Here is a 19,730-nt window from a genome sequence, read left to right as displayed (position 1 = left end):
CTGGTGATCTTGCTCCTGTCGCTCTGACTGCTCCTGCTATCAACGGTTAATTCTGCAAGTTTAGCTATTTGTAAAAAGCGCTCTCCTAAAAAGGAGGGCGCTTTTTAGTATCAACGATAATAGCGCTTAATTCTGGTAGCGCATTTTCAGTTGAGCGTGCGGTAGTGTAAAAACAACTGACTTCCAACCTGACGAGTTTCGACGAGTTGGAGATGAGGAGCAGCATTGGGAACAAAACCCTCTCCCTCCACTGGGCTAGGGGCGTGCTTTCCTCCATAAATGACGGGCCAAATTGTCAACCACCAATCGTCAATTCGCCCTGCCTTTACTAAGGCAGCTGTTAAAAAGCCGCCTCCCAAAACAACGACCTTGTGAATACCCCGCTCTGCCAGCAAGCTGTAGGCCCGATCCCAGTCTAGGTCTGTCTCTCCCAAATCGATTAATTCAGCCAGCTTTTGCAAACTTATTGCATCAGAATTATGCTTCAAACCAGTCCGTGTTGTAAATATCCATCGCTCAATGTCCTGGCTTAAAAAAGGCAAGTCCAGCGATAGGTCAAGGGAACCTGAGACAACGCAGGTAATGGGCTGGGGAGACTGACCCCGAACCTCACGTGCTGCCAAAAGTTCGGGATTGCGAATTGTATAGGTTCTCCCCTCAGCCCGAATCGTCCCTGCTCCTATCAAGACTAAATCGGCAAGGGAGGCTTGATACTCTAAGTGTGCTTGATCAACTGGATCGGAATCACGAGGCGCTTTAGGATCTACGGCGCTAATTTTTCCATCGACCGTCATGGCAAGAACCACAGTTGTTTGGATAGCTGACATGATTACATTCTGACGGTTCTTTATAATTTTACCTTTTTGAATTCTTTACTATGAATAGTTGTTGCATTGTGATTTAAATTACTTTTTAAGCTATGGCTCAAGGTGATAAAAGAATTGTTGTTGGATGATTGTCTCTACACAAGAGTCATTTTTTTTACACATAAGCCACTATCATGCCCAAACGGATATCTGCAATCGTATTTGTCTTAATTTTAATTTTGGGGTTTGCATCTCCAACTCAAGCTGCAACTCTCCGTTAACTTGGGCGGAGAATGAAATTTACCAATACAATCATCCCTTTGCTTCTCAATTACCTCAAGAACTGGCAACAAAGATGCACAAGATGACAGCTAGCCCCTTCGCCTTTTATCGGGGAACAGATCACATTTTTCTCGTAATATGCAGACTTTGCCAAGTTCAGGATTTGTGAATTTTTCAACCTCAGCCATCAGGTTAGAGGGAGATATGCATCTGCAAAATCTTGGAAGGATGAGAGATAGCAATGACTACACGAGTTTTGTAAATGCTTATAACCAAGGGGTGATACTCTACTAGTACTGCAAGGCGAAAGTCAACCCCAACTCTTGGAGACGCTATGTTTCGACTTTGCTCAACATAAAGAAAGCGTTCAAGGAATTAAAAATTAAGAATTAAAAATTTAGGAATTTTTTTCAATTTTGAATTTTACATTTTCAATTTTTAATTGGAGCGTACTCCTACAAAGAAGCAAGCTAGCAAGAGCGTCTCCAAGAGTTGCGACGGTCAAAAGTCACGCCTGCTTTAATTTTGAGGGGGTTGAGAAACGAACCGCAAAGATGCAAAGAGGAGGACACTTCCGTGGGCGGGTTTCCCGACTTGTTCGCGCAGCGTCTCCGTCAGGAGAGGAAAGTGTCCGTCACAAAGGAAGAAAAATTAAGAATGAGTTTACCCATGATATTTAATGAGATAGACCACTAGAACACCGATTCAGTATTTAGAGATTGTCTGCTATTCAAACCTTGAGGAGTGAATTTATAATGTTTCGTCTGCTAACAGCTTTCGCGCAGCGACTCCTGCGGAGTATCGCTTTTGTAATATTGCTAACTTTGATTAATAGTTTAATACTTCCTGCCGCCACTTGGGCTGCCTCTTCTAGTTTGGGAGTTGATAATGGTCATCTTAGTTCTTGTCCGGCTTCAGACAACTGTGTTGTTAGTCAAGATGGTGATCCCAAACATGCCATTGACCCAATTGCCTATCATATAGATCGCAATGCAGCACGAAAAACCTTACTCAAAGTTCTCACCGTTGTTCCACGCACAGAAGTTATACAAGAGACAGATAATTACATCCACGCTCTTTCTAAAAGCCGCATCTTCAAATTTATTGATGATGTAGAGTTTTATTTCCCTCCCAATGAATCAGTAATTCATGTGCGATCGGCAGCTCGCGTGGGAGAGTCGGATCTTGGTGTTAATCGCAGGCGTTTGGAGCAAATTCGTCTGGCTCTACGCGATCTAAATATTTGATTTTAGCATCAACTACCTACACTGATTGAATGCAGTACAGTGTAGAAGTTTAAAAACCACATCTTTCGTAAGGGCACAGCATTGCTGTGCCCCTACAGCATGGTCTATTTCCGATCGCAGAATAATTTAGAAAAGCCTAAAAACTTCCGGGAGCATCGTTAATTCAGATCACGATGCATTTGTACTTGGAATATCAGCTAGATGATAACGATGTCTACGACGGGAAGCTTCTATTGTTGATTGAGCGTGAGTGCGATCGCTATTACTCATGCATTAAAACTGGCAAACGAAGCTAGATTATTGCTTCGCTTTTTGTAATTAGTTAATTTCCTTTCTCAATAATTCTGGAATCTGAGAAGGACGTTCAGCTACTGGAACTTCCGCTTCTTTTAAAGCAGCTAATTTACTTTGGGCTGTGCCAAAGTTAGGATCGCGTCCGATAACTGTTGCTAAAGTCCCAGTTTGACGCCAAGTTTTTCCTGGTGGTGCAAGTCTACCTGCAATGTAGGCAATTACTGGTTTATCAATTGCCTCGGTAATGTACCGGGCTGCTGCTTCTTCACTACCACCACCAGGTTGACCGACTAAAACGATCGCCTCTGTAGTTTCATCCTCATCAAGAATTTGCAGCCATTGGAGAAAGGACGAACCGACGATCGCATCACTACCAATACTGACACTAATCGACTGTCCCAAACCTGCTTTTGTTAATTCGTAGGCAATTTCGTAGGTAAGGGTGCTGCTACGACTAACGATCCCCACCCCCCCAGGAGTATAAAATTCGCTTGGTTGAGTACCTAAAAGAATTTTCCCTGGCACAATGATCCCCGGACTATTTGGCCCGACTACCAAAGTTTCACAGGCTTCGGCTTTGCGGAGTAATTGCACCATATCCAAAGGCGGCACGCCAGCAGTGATAATAATTATTTGGCGAATATTAGATGCGATCGCTTCTAATGCCGCATCTAGCACGTCGTAAGGATCTACACAGATAATTGTTGTGTCAATTACCCCAAATTGTTCTATTACCTCCTCTACTAAGTCAAATACTGGCAGCCCATGCAGTTCCTGTCCGCCACATCCAGGATTGACACCGGCTACCAAGTTCGTACCATAAGCTTTCATTTGAGCAACATGAGTGCCTGATATAAATTCACAAAAGCCTTGAATTAACACTTTGCTGTCTGGCGTTAGGTTCATAAAAAATTACCGTAAGTTTGGCAACCCAGTGGTCTATGGCACTGGGCATAAAAACGACATATTTACAGTGTCGTATTGATTCAATTTTTTTTGAATTTTGAATTTGAAGGAAGTGACACTCATTACCTCTTATTAGCCGTTGGTTTAGCCAGACGAACTGCTGCCGCTACTGCTTCATCTAAATTTTCTACCACGAGGAGCGCATTGCTGTGGGTTTTTAGTGTTGCTAAATACTTTCTAGCAGCATCAAATTCAGAACCAGCAAGACGGACAACTAAGGGTGAAAAATTCTGCTCTCGCCGACTTTTACTACCATTAGAATGCACAACCTGTGAGTTAAGTTCGCTGTTGTCTTGCTGCACAACTCTGGCTATAACTTCAACCACTTCCTCTGTTTGAGGAATGCTACCCAGAAAGTTAATTAATATTACTTGAATGCTGTTATCAGCCTCTAGGATTTTTAGACCTGTCTCTAGGCGATCGCAAAAAGTAGTTGGTTTAGTGTCTGTGAGGTAAGCATGACGTAGATTCAAACAAACACCTGGATTGCCACCAGCATTAGCGACTAAATCCAAAGTTGCCATTACTGAACCAGTACCATTACCTAAAATACCGATTTTACCGTGCATTTTCACACCATCCCAGTCGCCCAATATACCATTTATTTCAGTACTGCTATGACGGCTGATGATTTTTGCCGCCATTTCAGCGAGGTCGGGATGACGCTTGATCGACCGTTCGTTGACCCTGACTTTACCATTAAGAGCCATAACTTGACCAGTAGCACTGACTGCCAAGGGATTGATTTCGACTAAATCCAGGTCTTTTTGCACAAATAACTGGTACATCTTTTGGACAACGCTACTTACCGACTGCATCAGCGTGCCCTGCAAACCCATTTTCAAAGCCAGTCGTCGGGCATAAAATGGTGAGAATTCCTGTTCCACGACAACATAGTGCATTTTTTCACCAGCCGATTCCCAATCGATGTCTGCTTCTTTGCAACCTAAAAGTACTGGTCGGCAAACAGCAGTATCTAAAACCACCGCGAGATAAAATTCCTGGTTAGCGTCGTATTGGGATTCTGCCAGCACAACTTCTGGCAACTCGCCCCATATTGGTAAACTAAAGATATTTTGAGCAGCTGCGATCGCATCAATTGTAGTCTCCGCAAATCTGACTCCACCTGCTTTTGCCCGTTCCGCTCCATGTACTTGAGATTTCAGTACAATTGGAAAGCGAATTTTTAAACGTTTCAAATCTGTGGGATGGTCAATTCGTTGGGAAGGCAATACAGGAATGCCTATCTTGCCAAACCACTCTTTAACTTGATACTCTAATAAATCCATTGATACACCTTGTATTTAGACTTTCCCAGCCTTTGCTTAGTGCTGTCTTAATATTTTGCAGCACTTTTATTTTAGAATTAAGCTTTTGGCAGCTATAAAAATTTATTTTTCACGAATCAATTTTATCGATTTCAGCCAATGAGGGACATTAATTTTGCTCGCCAACCTGTTGGTGCTAGAGTCACAACATGTAATTTATCTCTTCAGTAAGTTTCCTAGCATAGAAGATAACTACCATTTCTGTCAAAACCCTCTGACTTCGCATCGTTTCCTAAACCTTTAGATAAATTTGTCACAACTGTGCAACTAGAATCTTGCAGAGCATTAGCTCCTGTGTATTTTATTGTCCCGAAATAATGCAGTTAAAATACTCAAAAATTCTATTATTCCCATTTTTTATTTGTAATTTACATCTAAAGACAGATAATTTAACTTTGCATCTAGCAGTGGGAAAATGTAGCGACGCGAACAATAATTGCTTTTTTTATTTTTTGTGAAAAGTCCGAATGTGTGTTAGAACGTTGGTCGTTCAGATTTTCAGGCTGTGGTTGATTAAACTGTGCATTTGCATTCAACAAACCTAAAAAGTTCATTTCATTCTCTTAAAGATAATCAAAACAATATAGAAATTAAGCGGGAAAGCTCTATGAAAGTAGCAGTCCAGCAGGAAGATTTACAGCTTTTAGCCAAAACTTTGCAGGAACAATTACTTGCAGAAGTCTCAACGGCTGAAGTCTTCGAGGTTAAGTGTGCCGTCAATAAAGACGGGCTAATGATTTTAACGCAACATGAATCAGATGTAATAGTTGATACTCAGATAATCTTTGCAGTAATTGAGCAAGTACTTCAGTCTATAGCACCGCACAAAGAGCAGCGAGTGCAATGCTTCCTTAGAGTTTTTGGTGAACAACTCCCTTATGCGAAATGTTTTTTGGCTCTGAAGCAGACGGAGGGATGGGGAGATGGGGGAGATGGAAAAGCAGGGGGAGCAGAGGGGCAATACTTTTCTACCCTTTCTTCATCAGCTATTACTTATTCTCCATCAATCGATAAGACTGAGGAGGAGGAACTGTTTGACCCGTTTGCAGATGCGCCGAATTTGCCGACTTCAAAGCCAGCATCTCAAATCAAATCCATCTTACTGAGTGCAGGTTTGGTGGGAGTTGTAGTCTTAGGCGGCGGTGCTTACTTATTGACTCGCCCTTGTGTGATGTCTGAGTGTAAAGAAATACAAAATGCCGAGCAATTAAAAACAAAATCCTCGCAACTGATGCGCCGCGCCAAGTCTGAAAAAGAATTAGTTGCTGTACAACAGCAGCTTGAGACAGCCAGTGCAGCCTTGAACACAATTCCTAGTTGGTCGCCCCGTTACCAGGTGTCAGAAGAACTAAAAACAAGTTTGTCTGGACAGTCAGAAAAAATCAGCCAGGTGGTCAAGGCTTTGCAGACGGGATCTTTGGCGACACAAAAAGTTCAAACTCCTGCATATAGCCTAGAGGAATTACAAGCTAGGCAACACTTATGGCGACAGGCTATAGCGCCACTAGAAACTATAAATTCCAGTAGTGAACTCTATAGACTGGTGCAAGGAAAATTACTTAATTATCGTGTCCGATTGCAGGCTGTAAATCAGCAGATAGTTACGGAGGAAAAATGGTTAAAAAAACTAACGCCAGCAAAAGCTGTAGCTAGTGCAGCCGAGAATCGGGAAGCTACTGCTAAATCTTTGAATGACTGGCAAAAGGTACAGTCTACTTGGCTGGTGGCCATTAATGCCTTGAATACTATTCCTCTGACTAGCCCTGGATACCAAGAAGCCCAAAAGCTGTTAATAGATTATAAACCTAAGTTAGTAGCAGCACGCGATCGCGCTACTAAAGAACGATTAGCTGTTAAAGCCTACCAACAAGCTGTTAGTACTGCCAAGCAAGCCAAAGTATATGAGCAACAAAACCAATGGCAAGCAGCAGCGACATACTGGGATCAGGCTTTGCAAACTGCTAAAAAAGTTTCCCAAGATAGCTTATACTACACTCAGGCTCAGTCCCTCATCGAACCCTACTCAACAGCCCTCAAACAAGCACAAGAAAAACTACAAGTTGTTAGTAGTTTGCAACAAACCCGCACTGACTTGGATAAAACCTGTATTAATGAAATTCGGATTTGCACCTTTAGCATAGACAACACAAGAATTATTGTCCGGCTAACCCCTGAGTATGACCAAATAAGGCAAAATAAGTTGGCTAATCCTTATTCTAAGAACTCGGATACTGCTGTTGATATTACCAATCACTTGCAAATCTTACGGGAAGCCTTAGCTGTAATTAGTGACAATTCTAGCTTGTCCCTTTTTCTCTATGATTCCCAAGGTCAGGTAATTTATACGCGGACTTTAGGCGGGTAGAAAAGTTAGGAGTGAGGAGTTAGGAATATATAGATACCCGACTTCTGTTTAAGTCTATGGAGATTCGCTAATCTGCTGTTGTAGTTGTTGCACCTCCTCAATCGACAAGCTTGTTGCACAAGCAATAATGTTGATTGTTATTCCTTGGCGCAAAAGATTAACAGCAATTTCTCGTTGCTTTCTTGCTTCTCCTTCCGCCAGGATAGAACGGTAAACGGTTGATTCTTGCATGATGTCTCTTTTCAATATACGATAAACAACCTCATCTTCTAATTTTATCCCAGCTAGAATTGCTGAGGCAGCTGTCAAATTGGCTTGGGTTATTTTGCTGTGGTATGGTGGCTGTAGCCCATAGCTTGAGAAAGTTGTTTTGCAGTTATTGTTTATTCAGGTGCATGATAGTGAACCTGGAGAATTTTAATATGATTATCTGTCAAATTATTTACTGCCTGAAAACCAGCTATATATTGCTGGACTTCTGGAGGATTTGATGAAGCTAGGGTTGGCATACCTAAGCCATAATACGTCACTACAAAGATAACTTGATTACATAGATTATTAATCGTCTGTACCTGCGGCGGGTGGAGCCATCGCTAATCAAAATCTGGGGATGGGTATGTTGCACAAAATAATTTAGGCTTAAAATCGTTCATACATCCTACTAAATCAGGAAAATTGTAAATTAACCGCTTCACCTCACCAACTGCGCGGCGGAATTAAAAAATTGACGACACAACCCCTTCGTGACTAAAACTGTTGTCAACAAGTTAGCAAAAGCCACCATGAACATAATCAAAATTTCGTAAGATACAGCATCCAAAGGTTTCACACCAGCTAGTAACTGTCCGGTGGTAATTCCTGGTATTGCCACCATTCCTATAAGTATCATTTGATTGAGAGTCGGAATCAATCCGGCTCTGATGGCATCTTTGCGATACTGGTTAACTGCTTGCTGGGGCGTTGCACCTAAGCTCAAATGGGTTTCTATTTCGAGATGGCTGGAATTAATGGTGCTGACAAGACGTTCGCCTGCGATCGCAGCTGCATTGGTAGCATTACCTAAGACTATTCCTGCTAGGGGAATTACATACTGTGGTTCATACCATCTTTCTGGTTGAATAATCAAGAAATTGCTGTAAAGCACTGTCAGGGCGGTACTAATGAAAATTGCACCCCACACCAAAGGCAATACATAAGGAATTTTTGGAGTAATGCGATTTCGTGCGACAATCGCCGTAATTGTCAGCATTATTGTTAATATCGCCAAAACTGCCCAAGCGTTGTCCAAAGCCAAGATGAAATCTAAAATGTATCCCAATACAAGTAGTTGTAAAATGGTTCTCCCAGTAGCAAGGGCTAAATTTAACTCTAGTCCTAATTTTTCCCAGGCAGATAAACCAATGGCGATCGCCATCAATCCTACGGCAATAGCTAAATCCACGAAATCCAGCTTGATCAACTCTTGCATAGGTTCTTTATCTCCTGGTATTTTCTTCTCAAAGCAGCCCAGACAAGAGGAACTTTGATCCGATGTGTTGGATCTTGGTTGATATATATCACTTTATCAATTCAAAATTCAAAAATGGTACAACCTTAACATGGCAAACACGTAGTATGCTTACTATCTGTAAATTAAATGTGCGGTAGTTTCTGACGCCACAGTTTAAATAAAAACCCTAATAGATGCGTATCTTGGGCGATAGTCTTTTAGTAGCTCCTTTTTGATTAACAATTCAATCAGCAAAAATTGACTCTCGAAGTGCATCCTTTGTATCTCCCAATAAAATAAGAACTCATGATCCAAAGTGTAAATCCTATCCCTGCCTTTGATATCAAGCAGCAATACACCACCATCGAAGCAGAAGTAAGTACAGCTGTCTTAGAGGTTCTGGCTTCTGGTCGCTATATCGGCGGCCCCTTAGTCGAAGGCTTTGAGCAACAGTTTGCTGCTTATAATACTGTTAGTCAATGTGTGGCTTGTAATTCTGGTACTGATGCGCTCTACTTAGCGTTACGAGTCTTGGAAATTGGTGCAGGCGATGAAGTGATTACAACGCCTTTCACCTTTATTGCTACGTCTGAAGTAATTAGCGCCGTGGGTGCAAAGCCTGTTTTCGTTGATATTGACGCTACTACGTTTAATTTGGATGTGGAGCAAGTAGCGGCGGCGATTACATCCAAAACTAAAGCGATTATCCCGGTTCACCTATTTGGACAACCTGTGGATATGACATCATTGATGGCGATCGCTCAGTCTCACAATTTGTCAATAATTGAAGATTGCGCTCAGTCTACAGGGGCAATGTGGGCTAATCAAAAAGTAGGAAGCATTGGACATATTGGTTGCTTTAGTTTCTACCCTACCAAAAATCTTGGTGGTTGCGGCGATGGCGGGGCAATAACGACTAATGACCCTGCGATCGCCACTAAAGTGCGAATACTACGAGATCATGGCAGTAAAATTCGATATTTACATGAAACAATCGGTGTAAATAGCCGCTTGGATGCTCTCCAAGCAGCTATTTTGCAGATTAAGCTACGTTATTTAGATATTTGGAACGATCGCCGACGAGATATCGCCAACTATTACTATCAGTTCCTTAGTCAAGTTCCGGGGATTGTCCCACCCCAAGAATTACCTGAGGGTATTGGGGTATGGAATCAATACACTATTCGCATATCCGGCGAAGGGCGAAATGGTTCTAGCGCCAAATATCGAGATTGGGTGCGTAGTCAATTGCAAGAACAGGGCGTGAGTTCAATGATTTACTATCCCCACCCTTTACATTTGCAACCAGTTTATCAAAGTCTGGGCTATCAAATTGGGGACTTACCAATAGCAGAGCAAGCTTGCCATGAAGTCATATCTTTGCCTATGTATCCAGAACTGACACAACAACAGCAAGACCGGGTGGTTTATGCGTTAAAGGATTGTTTGGGATGAGGGGAGTAGGGAGAGACGCGATTAATCGCGTCTGTACTGAATAGGGAAGAGGGAATTTTAATTATTCACCACTCCCCACTCCCCACTCCCCATTAAAAACTAAGCGATCGCGCGGTTGCTAGCAGTTGCTAAGGCTTCTACTAAGCCACGCACAGCAGCAATCATTGCCACTTCGCTATTGAGTTGGTTGATGGCAGAACCAACACCAACACCAGCAGCACCAGCAGCGATCGCTAATGGTGCGGTAACGTTAGAAATGCCGGAAGCACACAATACTGGTACTGACACTACACGGGAAATCTCAAAAGCTGCTGCCAAGGTGGGAGCAGCTTTTTCAATTAATCCTAGTGTTCCAGGGTGAACTGGGTTACTGCTAGTACCGCCTTCGGTTTGGATAATATCTGCTCCAGCTTTCACCAGTTCTTCTGCTAACTGTACCTGTTGATCTAGTTCTAAAATGTGGGGAACGGTAACAGATAAAGTGATTTCAGGGAAGAGAGCGCGGGTTTGCTGAGTCAGTGCTAGCACTTCTGGAGCCTCAAAGCGGCGTCCTTGAGCATAGAAGGAATCGAAATTCCCGATTTCAATTAAATCAGCACCAGCTGCCACAGCTTGCACAAATTTCTCTGGTTCTACTGCTGATACACAAATTTGTAATTTTGTCAAACTTTTAGCTAACTGCACCAAAGCTGGGTTGGCGGCAATATCGACAAAAGTAGCACCGCCAAATTCAGCAGCTTTGACAGTAGCAGCGACGCTAGCGGCGTCGAAGTTATTCAAGCCGCTAATCACTTTTAGAACGCGGCGGTTAGTAAATGCACGTTGGAGTGTGGAATGCATCGTCATAGTTTGGCTTTTGAAGCTACGAAAATTAGGTATATTCTACCGTCCCTTAGTTGATCGGGGACTAAATCACTATGGCAGTTGCCAAATTTTGATAGTTTTATCTTTTTTCTCGGATTAGCGATCACTATATTGTAAAATTTTGCTCTTGGAGTTTCCTCTGCCAATTCAGCTAGGTATTAAATGCAGCAAAATTTTAGCAGATCCCTATATAAAAATAATTAAGTTATTGTTTTCAGGAGGAAGATATGACTGAAGAAATAATGGCAAACTTTGACGATAAAGAAATACTTGAACTCTGGGATAATAGAGCTAGAGACTGGGATATTCAAGTTGGCGACGATGGCGACAGCAATCGAATTCTGAACTCAGATCCAGTACTATGGAGTTTCGCTGGTAATGTTACAGGATTGTCTGTCCTTGATGCTGGTTGTGGTACAGGATATCTAGCACGCCAGCTTTGCCTGAAAGGGGCGAGTGTAACTGGTATAGATTTTTCACCTCAGATGATAGAAATTGCCCAATTCAGAGCTAGCCAAAATAATCTAGATATAGATTTTCATTTGGATTCATGCACTGAACTCAAGTTGCTTCCAGATGAGCAATTTGATATGATCATCTCGAATTATGTTCTTATGGATTTGCTTAATCTCGAAGGAGCAATAAGGGCATTCAATCGTGTTCTCAAGCCTAGTGGTATTGCAATCCTTGTGTTCTCACATCCTTGCTTTCCTCAAGGCAACTCGACAAGTGTAAGTGAGGATGGGACAGTTTTTTATGGTTGGGCTTCTTCTTACTTTGAAAGGACACAACGCAACGACCAACCTTGGAAGCATTTTACAACACCATTTATCTGGTTTCACCGTCCTCTTTCCGATTACTGGAAAGCTTTCAAGGCAGCAGGATTTTCTGTGGACGAATTTGAAGAACCAAGAATTACCCCAGAGCGATATCATCTTGCAGAAGACGATCAGAAGCTCTTCAATTCCAAAACACGTCCCTATTCGGTAGTTTTTAAACTCCTGAAGGTTAAAGGATTATATAGCAACCTATAAACTTCTAGTACAGCACGGCGTAAATAGAGATACCATTCACAATCAGGGAAAAGCTGACAACACAAGCTTTTTGACTTTTGACCCTTCGACTTCGCTCAGTGTTAACTTTTGACTTCTGCCTTGCGGTACTAGTTCCATCCATCTACCTGTGTAGGATCTTTTACCACTATCCTAGTCAAATTCTGGAGGCCACAAATCTGCAATTGGTACTTCCCATCCTGGGAGTAGTTCGGGAACTGTTAAAATATCGCCATCACGAAGTATTATTGCCTCTTGTCCAAAGTTGTAGACTTCAACAATCCGTTCATCTGGATTGAGCAAAATTCCTACCTTAGTTCCCAAACTCAGAAATTCTTGAATCTTGGCTCTGATATCCTCTAAATTATCGCTAGGGGACTTCACCTCTACAGTCAAATCGGGAGCCAATTGAGCAAAAGACTTCGGACTACGACGCAAGCGTTCGGCTAAAACAAATGAGGCGTCCGGTGCGCGCAAATCTGAATTTGGTAATATGAAACCAGCGCTAGAAGCTGCTATTCGTCCGAGTTTGCGCGGTTTGACCCAGTTACGTAACTCGGCAATCATGGCAGCTGCGACCTCATCTGATTCGTATCCTGATGGACTCATAACAATAATATTACCCTTGACTAGTTCCATGCGAAAGTCAGGATACTGTTGCTGCATTTGTTCCAAGTCTTCAAGCGTTAGGGACATAAAACCTCTAATTATTAAACGCCTTGTATCTATATTATGGAGACAACAGAGATATCCAGGTGCGATCGCCCCATGAATTCCCCAGTCATCGCCAAACCTGTTACTCCAAGACTTCCTATGTTCTGCTGTATAAAGTTGAATATTATTGCTTATTTTCCAAAGCACTCCATTGCTGTTTGTACTTTCTCAACTTGCTTGGGTGCTTGCATTTCGTTAAAAAGTGCAATTGCTTGCACAAAACTTTTCCTACTTTGAGCAATTTCATCCATTTTTTTTTGAGTCAATGCTAACTGATAATAGGCCTCAGCTAAGTCTGATTTAGCACCAATTTTATCAAGAGTTTCTATTGCTTCTGAATGATGAAAAATTGCTCTGGCAAATTCTCCCTGTTCTCGAAAAAGTTCACCCAGACAACTTATAGCTTTAGCCTTAATCTGGGTAAAGTTGTTTTCTTCAGCATGAAATATAGCTTGATGGCACAACTCAAAGGATTTTTTCAGATTACCTAAATTTTTATAAGTCAAGCAGAGAGTTACTAAACTATGCCCTATTCCCCACAAAGTTACTCTAGTTGATAATGACATGGCAGAAAAAGCAACTTCAGCAAGATCAAAGGCATCTTCTCTGCTACCAGAGCGTGATTTTATCAAAGCTAGACAGCATTGAGCATAAGTCATATAATCATCAAGGTTGCTATTTTGTTCAGCAAGGCTACAAACAGAATTGAAATAATCTTCAGCTGCTTCTATTTCCCATAATTCAAGTTTACAAAGCCCTGTATTGAACAAAATAGATATTTTTGTTTGCTTTACATCTAATTTACCTAATACTTCTTCTGATTTCTCATAGCATTCTATGGCTTCTCTAATACACCCGATAATTCGATATGTATAGCCTAGTATATTGTAAAGTTTAATCAATCTTTCTTGCGATTTTATGTAGTCTATTATCCGTTTAATTACAGAGAAGTTTTTCTGGAGCAGTCCCAGTTGGTAAAACGAGCAACCCAAAGGCAAACCTATACTCCACTGTTTACCTCGTCCTTGTAAAATTACATCACCAGCTTGCTCAAAATCACTAATTTCAACATAGTGATAATAAGCTTCTAAAGCAGTTAAAGCATCTGTAATATTTTTGATACCTGTAACTCGTTGCGTCCAAGATTCTGCGGCTTTTCGGTTTACTAATTCCCATTCTTCACTGACTAATCTTAATCTACTAATCGCTTCATCACGAATTACCGGATGCAGCCAATATTGTCCTTTTTTCGCTTCTATTAAAGACAAATCTTGCAGAGCTTTAATTACACCTCTACGTTTTGGTTCTGGTACATCCCAAAGCAAACATAAAACTCCTTCAATAGGTAATGAAGGAATATCTTGATAACGATAGCATCCTAAACAACACAGGAGGCGATAGGCTTCTAAATCATTTTCTTGGAGACGGTTAAATTGACTGGCGACTAAATCTTTTAATTCTCTTTCTATTAATAAATCTGTACAGTTTTCCTGCCAATAGGCGTGTATGTCACCATAAAAATCTGTCAATATCGCTCCTCGGAGAATTTGCATGGCTTTGGCGTTACCTCCATAAGCTCTGCACATTTCACTGAGAATGGTACAATCACAATTGATGTGGCAACTGCTAAAAAACTCTCGCCATGCTTCATCATCTAAACCTTCGAGTGGATAGAGATTAACCTCTACACTAGACTCGCGCAAACGCTCACGACTTGTTACTAAAGTAACTGAATGCACATCCGAATCTGCTAATACTCTCAATAACTCAACATAAGGGCGACGATATTCTAGAAACTTGCCATTTTTATCGAGAGCAGTTTCTAGATTATCGATAAATACCCCAATTTTAGAAGTTTGTTCTCGGAGTTTGCGCCGTAGTCGTTCTAAGCTGATACCAAAGTCTCCTCCCGGTTCTTCGTTAAAGTATCGCCGTAGCCATTCTTCAACCACACTCTCTACAGGAGTAAGGTTTTGGATTTCTGTGGCCATCCACAGTTCTAGGACAAAATTAAATTTTTGACTTTTAAAATATTTGCGTGCTAATCTGGTTTTGCCAACACCACCTTCACCCTGGATGAGGATGACTTTTTCTCCCCGACTGACTAAGGTGTGGAGTTCGGCTATTTGGCGATCGCGTCCTACAAAGCTAGAATCTAAATCTTCGGGTTTAGCGTCATTGCCCACTAAATTGGGGATATCGGGGATTTTTTGCGACTGTTGAGTTGCTCTAAACCTCTGAACCACTCCTTGGAAGGTTGATTTTGAGACTTTCTCTCCTAGCACTTTTGATAGTAGATGCCAAAGTTCTGCACCAACTGCTTTTAAATGCGCTTCTGTATAACGAAGGCTGTTGGCGATGTGCTGGTAAGTCCGCTTTTCATCCTCCCACAAATGACTCAAGATAATCCTTTGAGTTTTATCTAAATGTTCTCCCGTCTTGAGAAAAACCAAGTTATCTACAAACTCTAAGGCTTCTTCTACACCCATTTGCTAACTTGATGTATCATTTGTAATTCATTATAACGATATTTTTACTACTTCTTCCTACCCGCCATACTACAAAATACTTTTTCCTACTCGGTAGGGAATTTACTTTATCCTACTGCAAAGCATTCTGAACTGTATTACTCTTGTAATTAATACAGGCAAAGTTAAGTTAAGCGCCAATAAAAGGTGGTTGAGGAGAGATTTAGAGAGCGCTACTACTGCAAGCTTAGTAAATCACAGGTATTACTTGTTACTGTCCGATATTAATCACCGAACGGGCAAGGGAGCAGGGAGCAAGGGGAAGGATTTAGGATTTCCCCTGCAAAAAGGGTTTTAGAGCAACTAAATTTATTTATGGTTACTGAGTTTACGGTGAGCGCAGTCGAACTGCGTAGCCGAAGTATCGGGTTCTCTCCCCAACAAGAACTGCTCCCTGCCCCTTTTCCTCTTTTCTTGACTCATGAAAGTGGTGTCTACTAAACAGGCAGTGGGTATTAACTAACTAGATTCTGTAGAGCATATTTACAACTCAGTATGTAAGTCATTATCCTACAGGAGGTTCAATGATGTTAGACAAAGATTGTCATCATGATTGCAATCAAAATCAGTGCCCCTTTGCTCAAGATACACGTAATCCCAATAGATATGTTTGTCTCAAATGTGGTGTTGAGCGAGAAATAAATAAGTATTCCTCTGGTTTTGGCTCATTTTTGCTACTGTTGTTGAGCTTGTTTATTTCGTTCCAACTATTAGTTAATTATGAAAAGCAAAACAATCCACAAAGGCAACAAAAGTCTTTAAATAATTCACCCAATCAGGTGAACATCCACGTGTAAAACTAATCTTCAGGCTGACCACTATTTCCCATAGCCTTCTTTTTTAAATGGGAAATGGTAAATCAAGAAGAATATTCACTGCTAAAAAATCAGCTACTTTCGTGAGTAAAATTATGAACTCAAATCAAGATACGCTTCTATTTCGCTTTGCCTCTAAATCCTTGAAATATTTCTTGTTGATGCTATTTGGCATTGCGATCGCCTATGTTCTATCCAGTGGTTTAGGTATCTTACAAATTATACCCATACTGCTGTACCTTTTACAACAGTTTTTGCTTCCACTGGGAATCATCCTGTTGTGTTTAATTACAACAGCAGTAATTATTGAATCCCTACGTTAAGAATAGAGAAAGTGGGAGTGATTCAATTTTGGATTTTAGATTTTAGATTAACCCCATAGCTTTATGTAGTTGCTCTGGAAAAGGAATTTGGAATATGAGATTTATCCTTCAATCCCAAATCTAAAATTCCAAATCTAAAATTAGAATGGCTCCTAACTTATTCATTTGCCGTAATAAACCCTAGCATTACCGTATCCTATATTTCGCAGATATTTATTCCATTCCCCAGCTTGGAATCGATCGGAGAAAGGCCCGACTGCTACATGTGGCCCTCGTGGTTGCGTCCTTTCGAGGACTCCGCCAGATCGTCCTAAACCTTGGCTAAATCGGCCTAGATTCTGTCTAATTTGTTCTGCGATCGCAGGTAACTGTTCTTGAGTGGTCGGAATCACGACATAATATCTAGAGGATTGCTTGGGAGGATTTATATTATTGCGATCGCCTCCCAAGTTTCCATTACCTTGATCTATTTCCTGTCCGTTAGTGAAGCTGAGAATCCGGGCGTTATATATGCCTCGTGACTGTAACTCATTTACCCGTTGTTGGGCGTTAGATACTCTGTTAAAAACACCTGATTGAATTATACTCCGGCCTTGATATTCTCGAATGTAAGCACTGGGTTCAATCTGACGGATTGCTTGTAACGTCTGGAAATCACTACCATCTACGTAAACTAAGTAGCGCTCAAAGTTCTGGTTATATTGACTAAACTGTGCAGGTTGAGGGGGCTGAAAGTTCGGCTCAATTTGATTGTTCTGTAATGGTTGGGAGGGCTGAAAATTCTGCTCAATCTGATTGTTTTGTAATGGTTGGGAAGGCTGAAAGTCCTGCTCAGATTGATTGTCCTGTACTGTTTGGATTGGTTGTAACTGCGGTGATGGCTGTTGATCAAAGGGAATTGGCGTTGGCGGTAAAGTTTCACCTGCTTCTTGAGCCAGTACCATGTTGTTGTTGGGAATCAGCAGTAACCATCCTCCCATTAACAAAGGGAGAAGTTTTATAGTGGGCTTCCAACCCTCAGAACTTCGGCGCAGCATCTGAAATGGGATAAATTGATTTGGTAATCCTCTCGACATAGTAGTTTAGAAAGTAGTCAAAGTATTTTTAGGCAATTTCCATCAGGAACTAATTAGTTCACCGTTGTAGCTATATAGCGTTAACGTAAAATTAGCTCATCTGCGTGGCAAAAAATACATCTGTAATTAATCTTAGATAAGGGTGATGGGGGAGTAGGGGGAGAGAAGAAGAATGGCTTCCCAGTTTTCTTTGATGATGACGCAGTGAAGAACAATCTCTATTTGCTTCTTCATAAACTGAAGTGCTTTGGTAGCAAGGCTTTGAAAGAGTGTGTGCTACAATTGGACAACCACGCAGCTATCGTGTCGTGCTTTGTATGAAAAAAGTCGTCGTTGGTCTTTCTGGTGGTGTTGACAGTTCCACCGCCGCAGCTATCCTGCATCATCAGGGCTATGAAGTGATTGGTTTGACTCTTTGGCTAATGAAAGGCAAAGGTCAATGTTGCTCTGAAGGTATGATCGACGCGGCTGATCTCTGTGAACAACTGGGCGTTCCCCATCAGATTGTCGATATTCGGGATCTCTTTCAGACGCATATTGTCGATTACCTGGTGACTGGTTACAGTGCTGGAATCACGCCTTTGCCTTGCTCTCAGTGCAATAAAACGGTGAAGTTTGGGCCAATGGTGCAATATGCTCGTGAAGAATTGGGATGCGATCGCATTGCCACTGGTCATTATGCCCGAATTAGCTATGACGAAGCAACTGGACGTTACCAATTATTAAGGGCTGTTGATCGCAACAAAGACCAGTCATACTTTCTCTATGATTTGTCTCAAGATTTACTTGCAGCAACTATATTTCCTCTAGGCGAACTCGAAAAAACTGACACGCGCCGGATTGCGACTGAATACGGACTGAAAACTGCTGATAAGCCAGAAAGTCAAGACTTATGCTTAGTGGAAAGTAACGGTTCCATGCGGGCATTTTTGGATAAATATTTAGCTCCCAAAACAGGCGATATTGTCGATGCTACAGGCAAAGTTTTGGGACAGCATGATGGTGTCCATCACTACACCATTGGCCAGCGCAAAGGCTTGGGAATTGCTGCTGCTGAACCGTTGTATGTGATTGAATTAGATGCGGAAAATAATAAGGTAGTAGTAGGCGATCGCACTAAGGTAACTCAACCAGAATGCACTGTAAATCGGGTAAACTGGGTTTCTATTGCTGAACCATCCACCCCAATTCATGCCGAAGTGCAAATTCGCTATCGTTCAACGCCTACACCAGTTACAGTGATTCCTTTGGAAAACTCCCGTGTGCGTTTGGTGTTTGATAAACCCCAAATCAGCATTACTCCCGGACAAGCGGCGGTGTGGTACGACGGGGAAAAAGTGTTAGGTGGCGGAATAATTGAACAGTTTAGTTAATAATAACTCTTACCCTGTTTTGGCATAAAGCAAAACCACCCTTCCTCACTTGTAAGGAGGGGTATTTTTATTTTTAAATTGGATATATGCCGGAAGAACCTATCTCTGACCAGTTTTTGATACAGTTATTAGAAAGCTATACCTCAGCAGAGGTGGCAGAGATTCAAAAGTACATAAGTGAGTGGGATGCTGCTACCTATACCAGTGTTGCCCAGAGTATCTTAGATCATGCTAATAGAAAAGGAATTGACCCATTAAAGTATCTACGCAAGGCTCATAACTTTAATAAAAAAGGAGCCATTAGAGTTCCGAAAACTGGATATCGTGGAGATAGTTCAGCTGCAATACTGCGTAGGTTTTGCCTAAAAAAGCACTCTAGGTAGGTTGGGTTGAGGAACGAAACCCAACATTTTCTTTCTCTGTGTAGGTTTTGCCTAAAAAAGCACTCTAGGTAGGTTGGGTTGAGGAACGAAACCCAACATTTTCTTTCTCTGCGTAGGTTTTGCCTAAAAAAGCACTCTAGGGTAGGTTGGGTTGAGGAACGAAACCCAACATTTTCAGGGCTTTGTTGGGTTTCACTCCGTTCAACCCAACCTACAAATCTTCAAAACCTACGCAGTATTGTCTTTGCAGGGTAAACAAGCTAACCGAACCGTATTGAATGATACCCTTTTCATGAACAAACTCATGGTTTTCATGAACAAACTTATGGTTTTCATGAACAAACTCATGGTTTTCATGAACAAACTCATG

General features: G+C 41.6%; 19 protein-coding genes. 9 read left to right on the top strand and 10 right to left on the bottom strand.

Features of this window, described 5'->3' with window-relative positions; translation table 11 throughout:
• Window positions 1-146: 146 nt before the first annotated feature.
• The gene (locus ACFFAP_RS22110) at window positions 147-827 is read right to left on the bottom strand and encodes a RibD family protein (protein WP_375513234.1); all 681 of its coding nucleotides are present in this window, start codon (window positions 825-827) and stop codon (window positions 147-149) included.
• A gap of 124 nt (window positions 828-951) precedes the next feature.
• On the opposite strand from ACFFAP_RS22110, the gene ACFFAP_RS22105 reads away from it, so the two are divergent.
• Complete coding sequence (locus ACFFAP_RS22105) at window positions 952-1,257, top strand: DUF2252 family protein (protein WP_375513233.1); 306 nt, start codon at window positions 952-954, stop codon at window positions 1,255-1,257.
• A gap of 586 nt (window positions 1,258-1,843) precedes the next feature.
• Window positions 1,844-2,335 carry a DUF1499 domain-containing protein gene (locus ACFFAP_RS22100; RefSeq protein WP_375513232.1) on the top strand — a complete coding sequence of 164 codons (492 nt, stop codon included), beginning with the start codon at window positions 1,844-1,846 and terminating at the stop codon, window positions 2,333-2,335.
• 318 nt (window positions 2,336-2,653) lie between these two features.
• On the opposite strand, the gene ACFFAP_RS22095 is transcribed toward ACFFAP_RS22100, so the two are convergent.
• Window positions 2,654-3,535 (bottom strand): CoA-binding protein, encoded by an 882-nt coding sequence (locus ACFFAP_RS22095; RefSeq protein ID WP_375513231.1) that lies wholly within the window; start codon window positions 3,533-3,535, stop codon window positions 2,654-2,656.
• A 122-nt stretch (window positions 3,536-3,657) separates the two neighbouring features.
• Window positions 3,658-4,884 (bottom strand): ATP-grasp domain-containing protein, encoded by a 1,227-nt coding sequence (locus ACFFAP_RS22090; RefSeq protein ID WP_375513230.1) that lies wholly within the window; start codon window positions 4,882-4,884, stop codon window positions 3,658-3,660.
• Between the two features lie 646 nt (window positions 4,885-5,530).
• On the opposite strand from ACFFAP_RS22090, the gene ACFFAP_RS22085 reads away from it, so the two are divergent.
• Complete coding sequence (locus ACFFAP_RS22085) at window positions 5,531-7,288, top strand: hypothetical protein (protein WP_375513229.1); 1,758 nt, start codon at window positions 5,531-5,533, stop codon at window positions 7,286-7,288.
• Between the two features lie 54 nt (window positions 7,289-7,342).
• Here ACFFAP_RS22085 and ACFFAP_RS22080 read toward each other — a convergent pair whose 3' ends face one another.
• The 3 genes from ACFFAP_RS22080 to ACFFAP_RS22070 form a co-directional block, all read right to left on the bottom strand.
• Complete coding sequence (locus ACFFAP_RS22080; protein WP_375513228.1) at window positions 7,343-7,519, bottom strand: hypothetical protein; 177 nt, start codon at window positions 7,517-7,519, stop codon at window positions 7,343-7,345.
• Window positions 7,520-7,671: 152 nt separating this feature from the next.
• Window positions 7,672-7,818: a hypothetical protein gene (locus tag ACFFAP_RS22075; protein ID WP_375513227.1), complete on the bottom strand. Its 147-nt coding sequence runs from the start codon at window positions 7,816-7,818 to the stop codon at window positions 7,672-7,674.
• 161 nt (window positions 7,819-7,979) lie between these two features.
• Window positions 7,980-8,756, bottom strand: coding sequence for an ABC transporter permease (locus ACFFAP_RS22070; RefSeq protein ID WP_375513226.1), 777 nt, complete (start codon window positions 8,754-8,756; stop codon window positions 7,980-7,982).
• A 327-nt stretch (window positions 8,757-9,083) separates the two neighbouring features.
• Between ACFFAP_RS22070 and ACFFAP_RS22065 the strand changes: the two genes are divergently transcribed.
• Window positions 9,084-10,232: a DegT/DnrJ/EryC1/StrS family aminotransferase gene (locus ACFFAP_RS22065; protein ID WP_375513225.1), complete on the top strand. Its 1,149-nt coding sequence runs from the start codon at window positions 9,084-9,086 to the stop codon at window positions 10,230-10,232.
• Between the two features lie 99 nt (window positions 10,233-10,331).
• On the opposite strand, the gene ACFFAP_RS22060 is transcribed toward ACFFAP_RS22065, so the two are convergent.
• Window positions 10,332-11,078 (bottom strand): DUF561 domain-containing protein, encoded by a 747-nt coding sequence (locus ACFFAP_RS22060; RefSeq protein ID WP_375513224.1) that lies wholly within the window; start codon window positions 11,076-11,078, stop codon window positions 10,332-10,334.
• Between the two features lie 245 nt (window positions 11,079-11,323).
• Here ACFFAP_RS22060 and ACFFAP_RS22055 point away from each other — a divergent pair, with 245 nt between their 5' ends.
• On the top strand, window positions 11,324-12,130 hold the full coding sequence (locus tag ACFFAP_RS22055; protein WP_375513223.1) for a class I SAM-dependent methyltransferase: 807 nt from the start codon (window positions 11,324-11,326) through the stop codon (window positions 12,128-12,130).
• 171 nt (window positions 12,131-12,301) lie between these two features.
• Here ACFFAP_RS22055 and ACFFAP_RS22050 read toward each other — a convergent pair whose 3' ends face one another.
• Together ACFFAP_RS22050 and ACFFAP_RS22045 are read right to left on the bottom strand one after the other, a co-directional pair.
• Window positions 12,302-12,844 carry a Uma2 family endonuclease gene (locus ACFFAP_RS22050; protein ID WP_375513236.1) on the bottom strand — a complete coding sequence of 181 codons (543 nt, stop codon included), beginning with the start codon at window positions 12,842-12,844 and terminating at the stop codon, window positions 12,302-12,304.
• A gap of 149 nt (window positions 12,845-12,993) precedes the next feature.
• The gene (locus ACFFAP_RS22045) at window positions 12,994-15,351 is read right to left on the bottom strand and encodes an AAA family ATPase (protein ID WP_375513222.1); all 2,358 of its coding nucleotides are present in this window, start codon (window positions 15,349-15,351) and stop codon (window positions 12,994-12,996) included.
• Between the two features lie 563 nt (window positions 15,352-15,914).
• On the opposite strand from ACFFAP_RS22045, the gene ACFFAP_RS22040 reads away from it, so the two are divergent.
• Together ACFFAP_RS22040 and ACFFAP_RS22035 are read left to right on the top strand one after the other, a co-directional pair.
• The gene (locus tag ACFFAP_RS22040) at window positions 15,915-16,187 is read left to right on the top strand and encodes a hypothetical protein (RefSeq protein WP_375513221.1); all 273 of its coding nucleotides are present in this window, start codon (window positions 15,915-15,917) and stop codon (window positions 16,185-16,187) included.
• Window positions 16,188-16,300: 113 nt separating this feature from the next.
• Window positions 16,301-16,528: a hypothetical protein gene (locus tag ACFFAP_RS22035; RefSeq protein WP_375513220.1), complete on the top strand. Its 228-nt coding sequence runs from the start codon at window positions 16,301-16,303 to the stop codon at window positions 16,526-16,528.
• A 161-nt stretch (window positions 16,529-16,689) separates the two neighbouring features.
• Here ACFFAP_RS22035 and ACFFAP_RS22030 read toward each other — a convergent pair whose 3' ends face one another.
• Window positions 16,690-17,604 (bottom strand): hypothetical protein, encoded by a 915-nt coding sequence (locus tag ACFFAP_RS22030; protein WP_375513219.1) that lies wholly within the window; start codon window positions 17,602-17,604, stop codon window positions 16,690-16,692.
• A 317-nt stretch (window positions 17,605-17,921) separates the two neighbouring features.
• On the opposite strand from ACFFAP_RS22030, the gene mnmA reads away from it, so the two are divergent.
• Both mnmA and ACFFAP_RS22020 read left to right on the top strand, forming a co-directional pair.
• A complete protein-coding gene (gene mnmA / locus ACFFAP_RS22025; protein ID WP_375513235.1) occupies window positions 17,922-18,977 on the top strand; it encodes a tRNA 2-thiouridine(34) synthase MnmA in 1,056 nt (351 codons plus the stop codon).
• An 86-nt stretch (window positions 18,978-19,063) separates the two neighbouring features.
• Window positions 19,064-19,360, top strand: a complete 297-nt coding sequence (locus tag ACFFAP_RS22020; RefSeq protein ID WP_375513218.1) for a hypothetical protein — start codon at window positions 19,064-19,066, stop codon at window positions 19,358-19,360.
• The last annotated feature ends 370 nt before the right edge of the window (window positions 19,361-19,730 follow it).

Origin of the sequence: uncultured Nostoc sp. (genome assembly GCF_964245575.1) — a bacterium.
Lineage (GTDB): Bacteria > Cyanobacteriota > Cyanobacteriia > Cyanobacteriales > Nostocaceae > Nostoc.
This window is presented reverse-complemented; position numbering and strand designations above follow the sequence as displayed.

Bases quoted from the DNA above. Each gene is read 5' to 3' on its own strand.
- ACFFAP_RS22020 (WP_375513218.1), top strand. From the start codon at position 19,064: ATGCCGGAAGAACCTATCTCTGACCAGTTTTTGATACAGTTATTAGAA.
- ACFFAP_RS22110 (WP_375513234.1), bottom strand. From the start codon at position 827: ATGTCAGCTATCCAAACAACTGTGGTTCTTGCCATGACGGTCGATGGA.
- ACFFAP_RS22045 (WP_375513222.1), bottom strand. From the start codon at position 15,351: ATGGGTGTAGAAGAAGCCTTAGAGTTTGTAGATAACTTGGTTTTTCTC.
- ACFFAP_RS22100 (WP_375513232.1), top strand. From the start codon at position 1,844: ATGTTTCGTCTGCTAACAGCTTTCGCGCAGCGACTCCTGCGGAGTATC.
- ACFFAP_RS22055 (WP_375513223.1), top strand. From the start codon at position 11,324: ATGACTGAAGAAATAATGGCAAACTTTGACGATAAAGAAATACTTGAA.
- ACFFAP_RS22035 (WP_375513220.1), top strand. From the start codon at position 16,301: ATGAACTCAAATCAAGATACGCTTCTATTTCGCTTTGCCTCTAAATCC.
- mnmA (WP_375513235.1), top strand. From the start codon at position 17,922: ATGAAAAAAGTCGTCGTTGGTCTTTCTGGTGGTGTTGACAGTTCCACC.
- ACFFAP_RS22080 (WP_375513228.1), bottom strand. From the start codon at position 7,519: ATGCAAGAATCAACCGTTTACCGTTCTATCCTGGCGGAAGGAGAAGCA.
- ACFFAP_RS22040 (WP_375513221.1), top strand. From the start codon at position 15,915: ATGATGTTAGACAAAGATTGTCATCATGATTGCAATCAAAATCAGTGC.
- ACFFAP_RS22050 (WP_375513236.1), bottom strand. From the start codon at position 12,844: ATGTCCCTAACGCTTGAAGACTTGGAACAAATGCAGCAACAGTATCCT.
- ACFFAP_RS22030 (WP_375513219.1), bottom strand. From the start codon at position 17,604: ATGTCGAGAGGATTACCAAATCAATTTATCCCATTTCAGATGCTGCGC.
- ACFFAP_RS22090 (WP_375513230.1), bottom strand. From the start codon at position 4,884: ATGGATTTATTAGAGTATCAAGTTAAAGAGTGGTTTGGCAAGATAGGC.
- ACFFAP_RS22085 (WP_375513229.1), top strand. From the start codon at position 5,531: ATGAAAGTAGCAGTCCAGCAGGAAGATTTACAGCTTTTAGCCAAAACT.
- ACFFAP_RS22065 (WP_375513225.1), top strand. From the start codon at position 9,084: ATGATCCAAAGTGTAAATCCTATCCCTGCCTTTGATATCAAGCAGCAA.
- ACFFAP_RS22060 (WP_375513224.1), bottom strand. From the start codon at position 11,078: ATGACGATGCATTCCACACTCCAACGTGCATTTACTAACCGCCGCGTT.
- ACFFAP_RS22070 (WP_375513226.1), bottom strand. From the start codon at position 8,756: ATGCAAGAGTTGATCAAGCTGGATTTCGTGGATTTAGCTATTGCCGTA.
- ACFFAP_RS22095 (WP_375513231.1), bottom strand. From the start codon at position 3,535: ATGAACCTAACGCCAGACAGCAAAGTGTTAATTCAAGGCTTTTGTGAA.
- ACFFAP_RS22105 (WP_375513233.1), top strand. From the start codon at position 952: ATGATTGTCTCTACACAAGAGTCATTTTTTTTACACATAAGCCACTAT.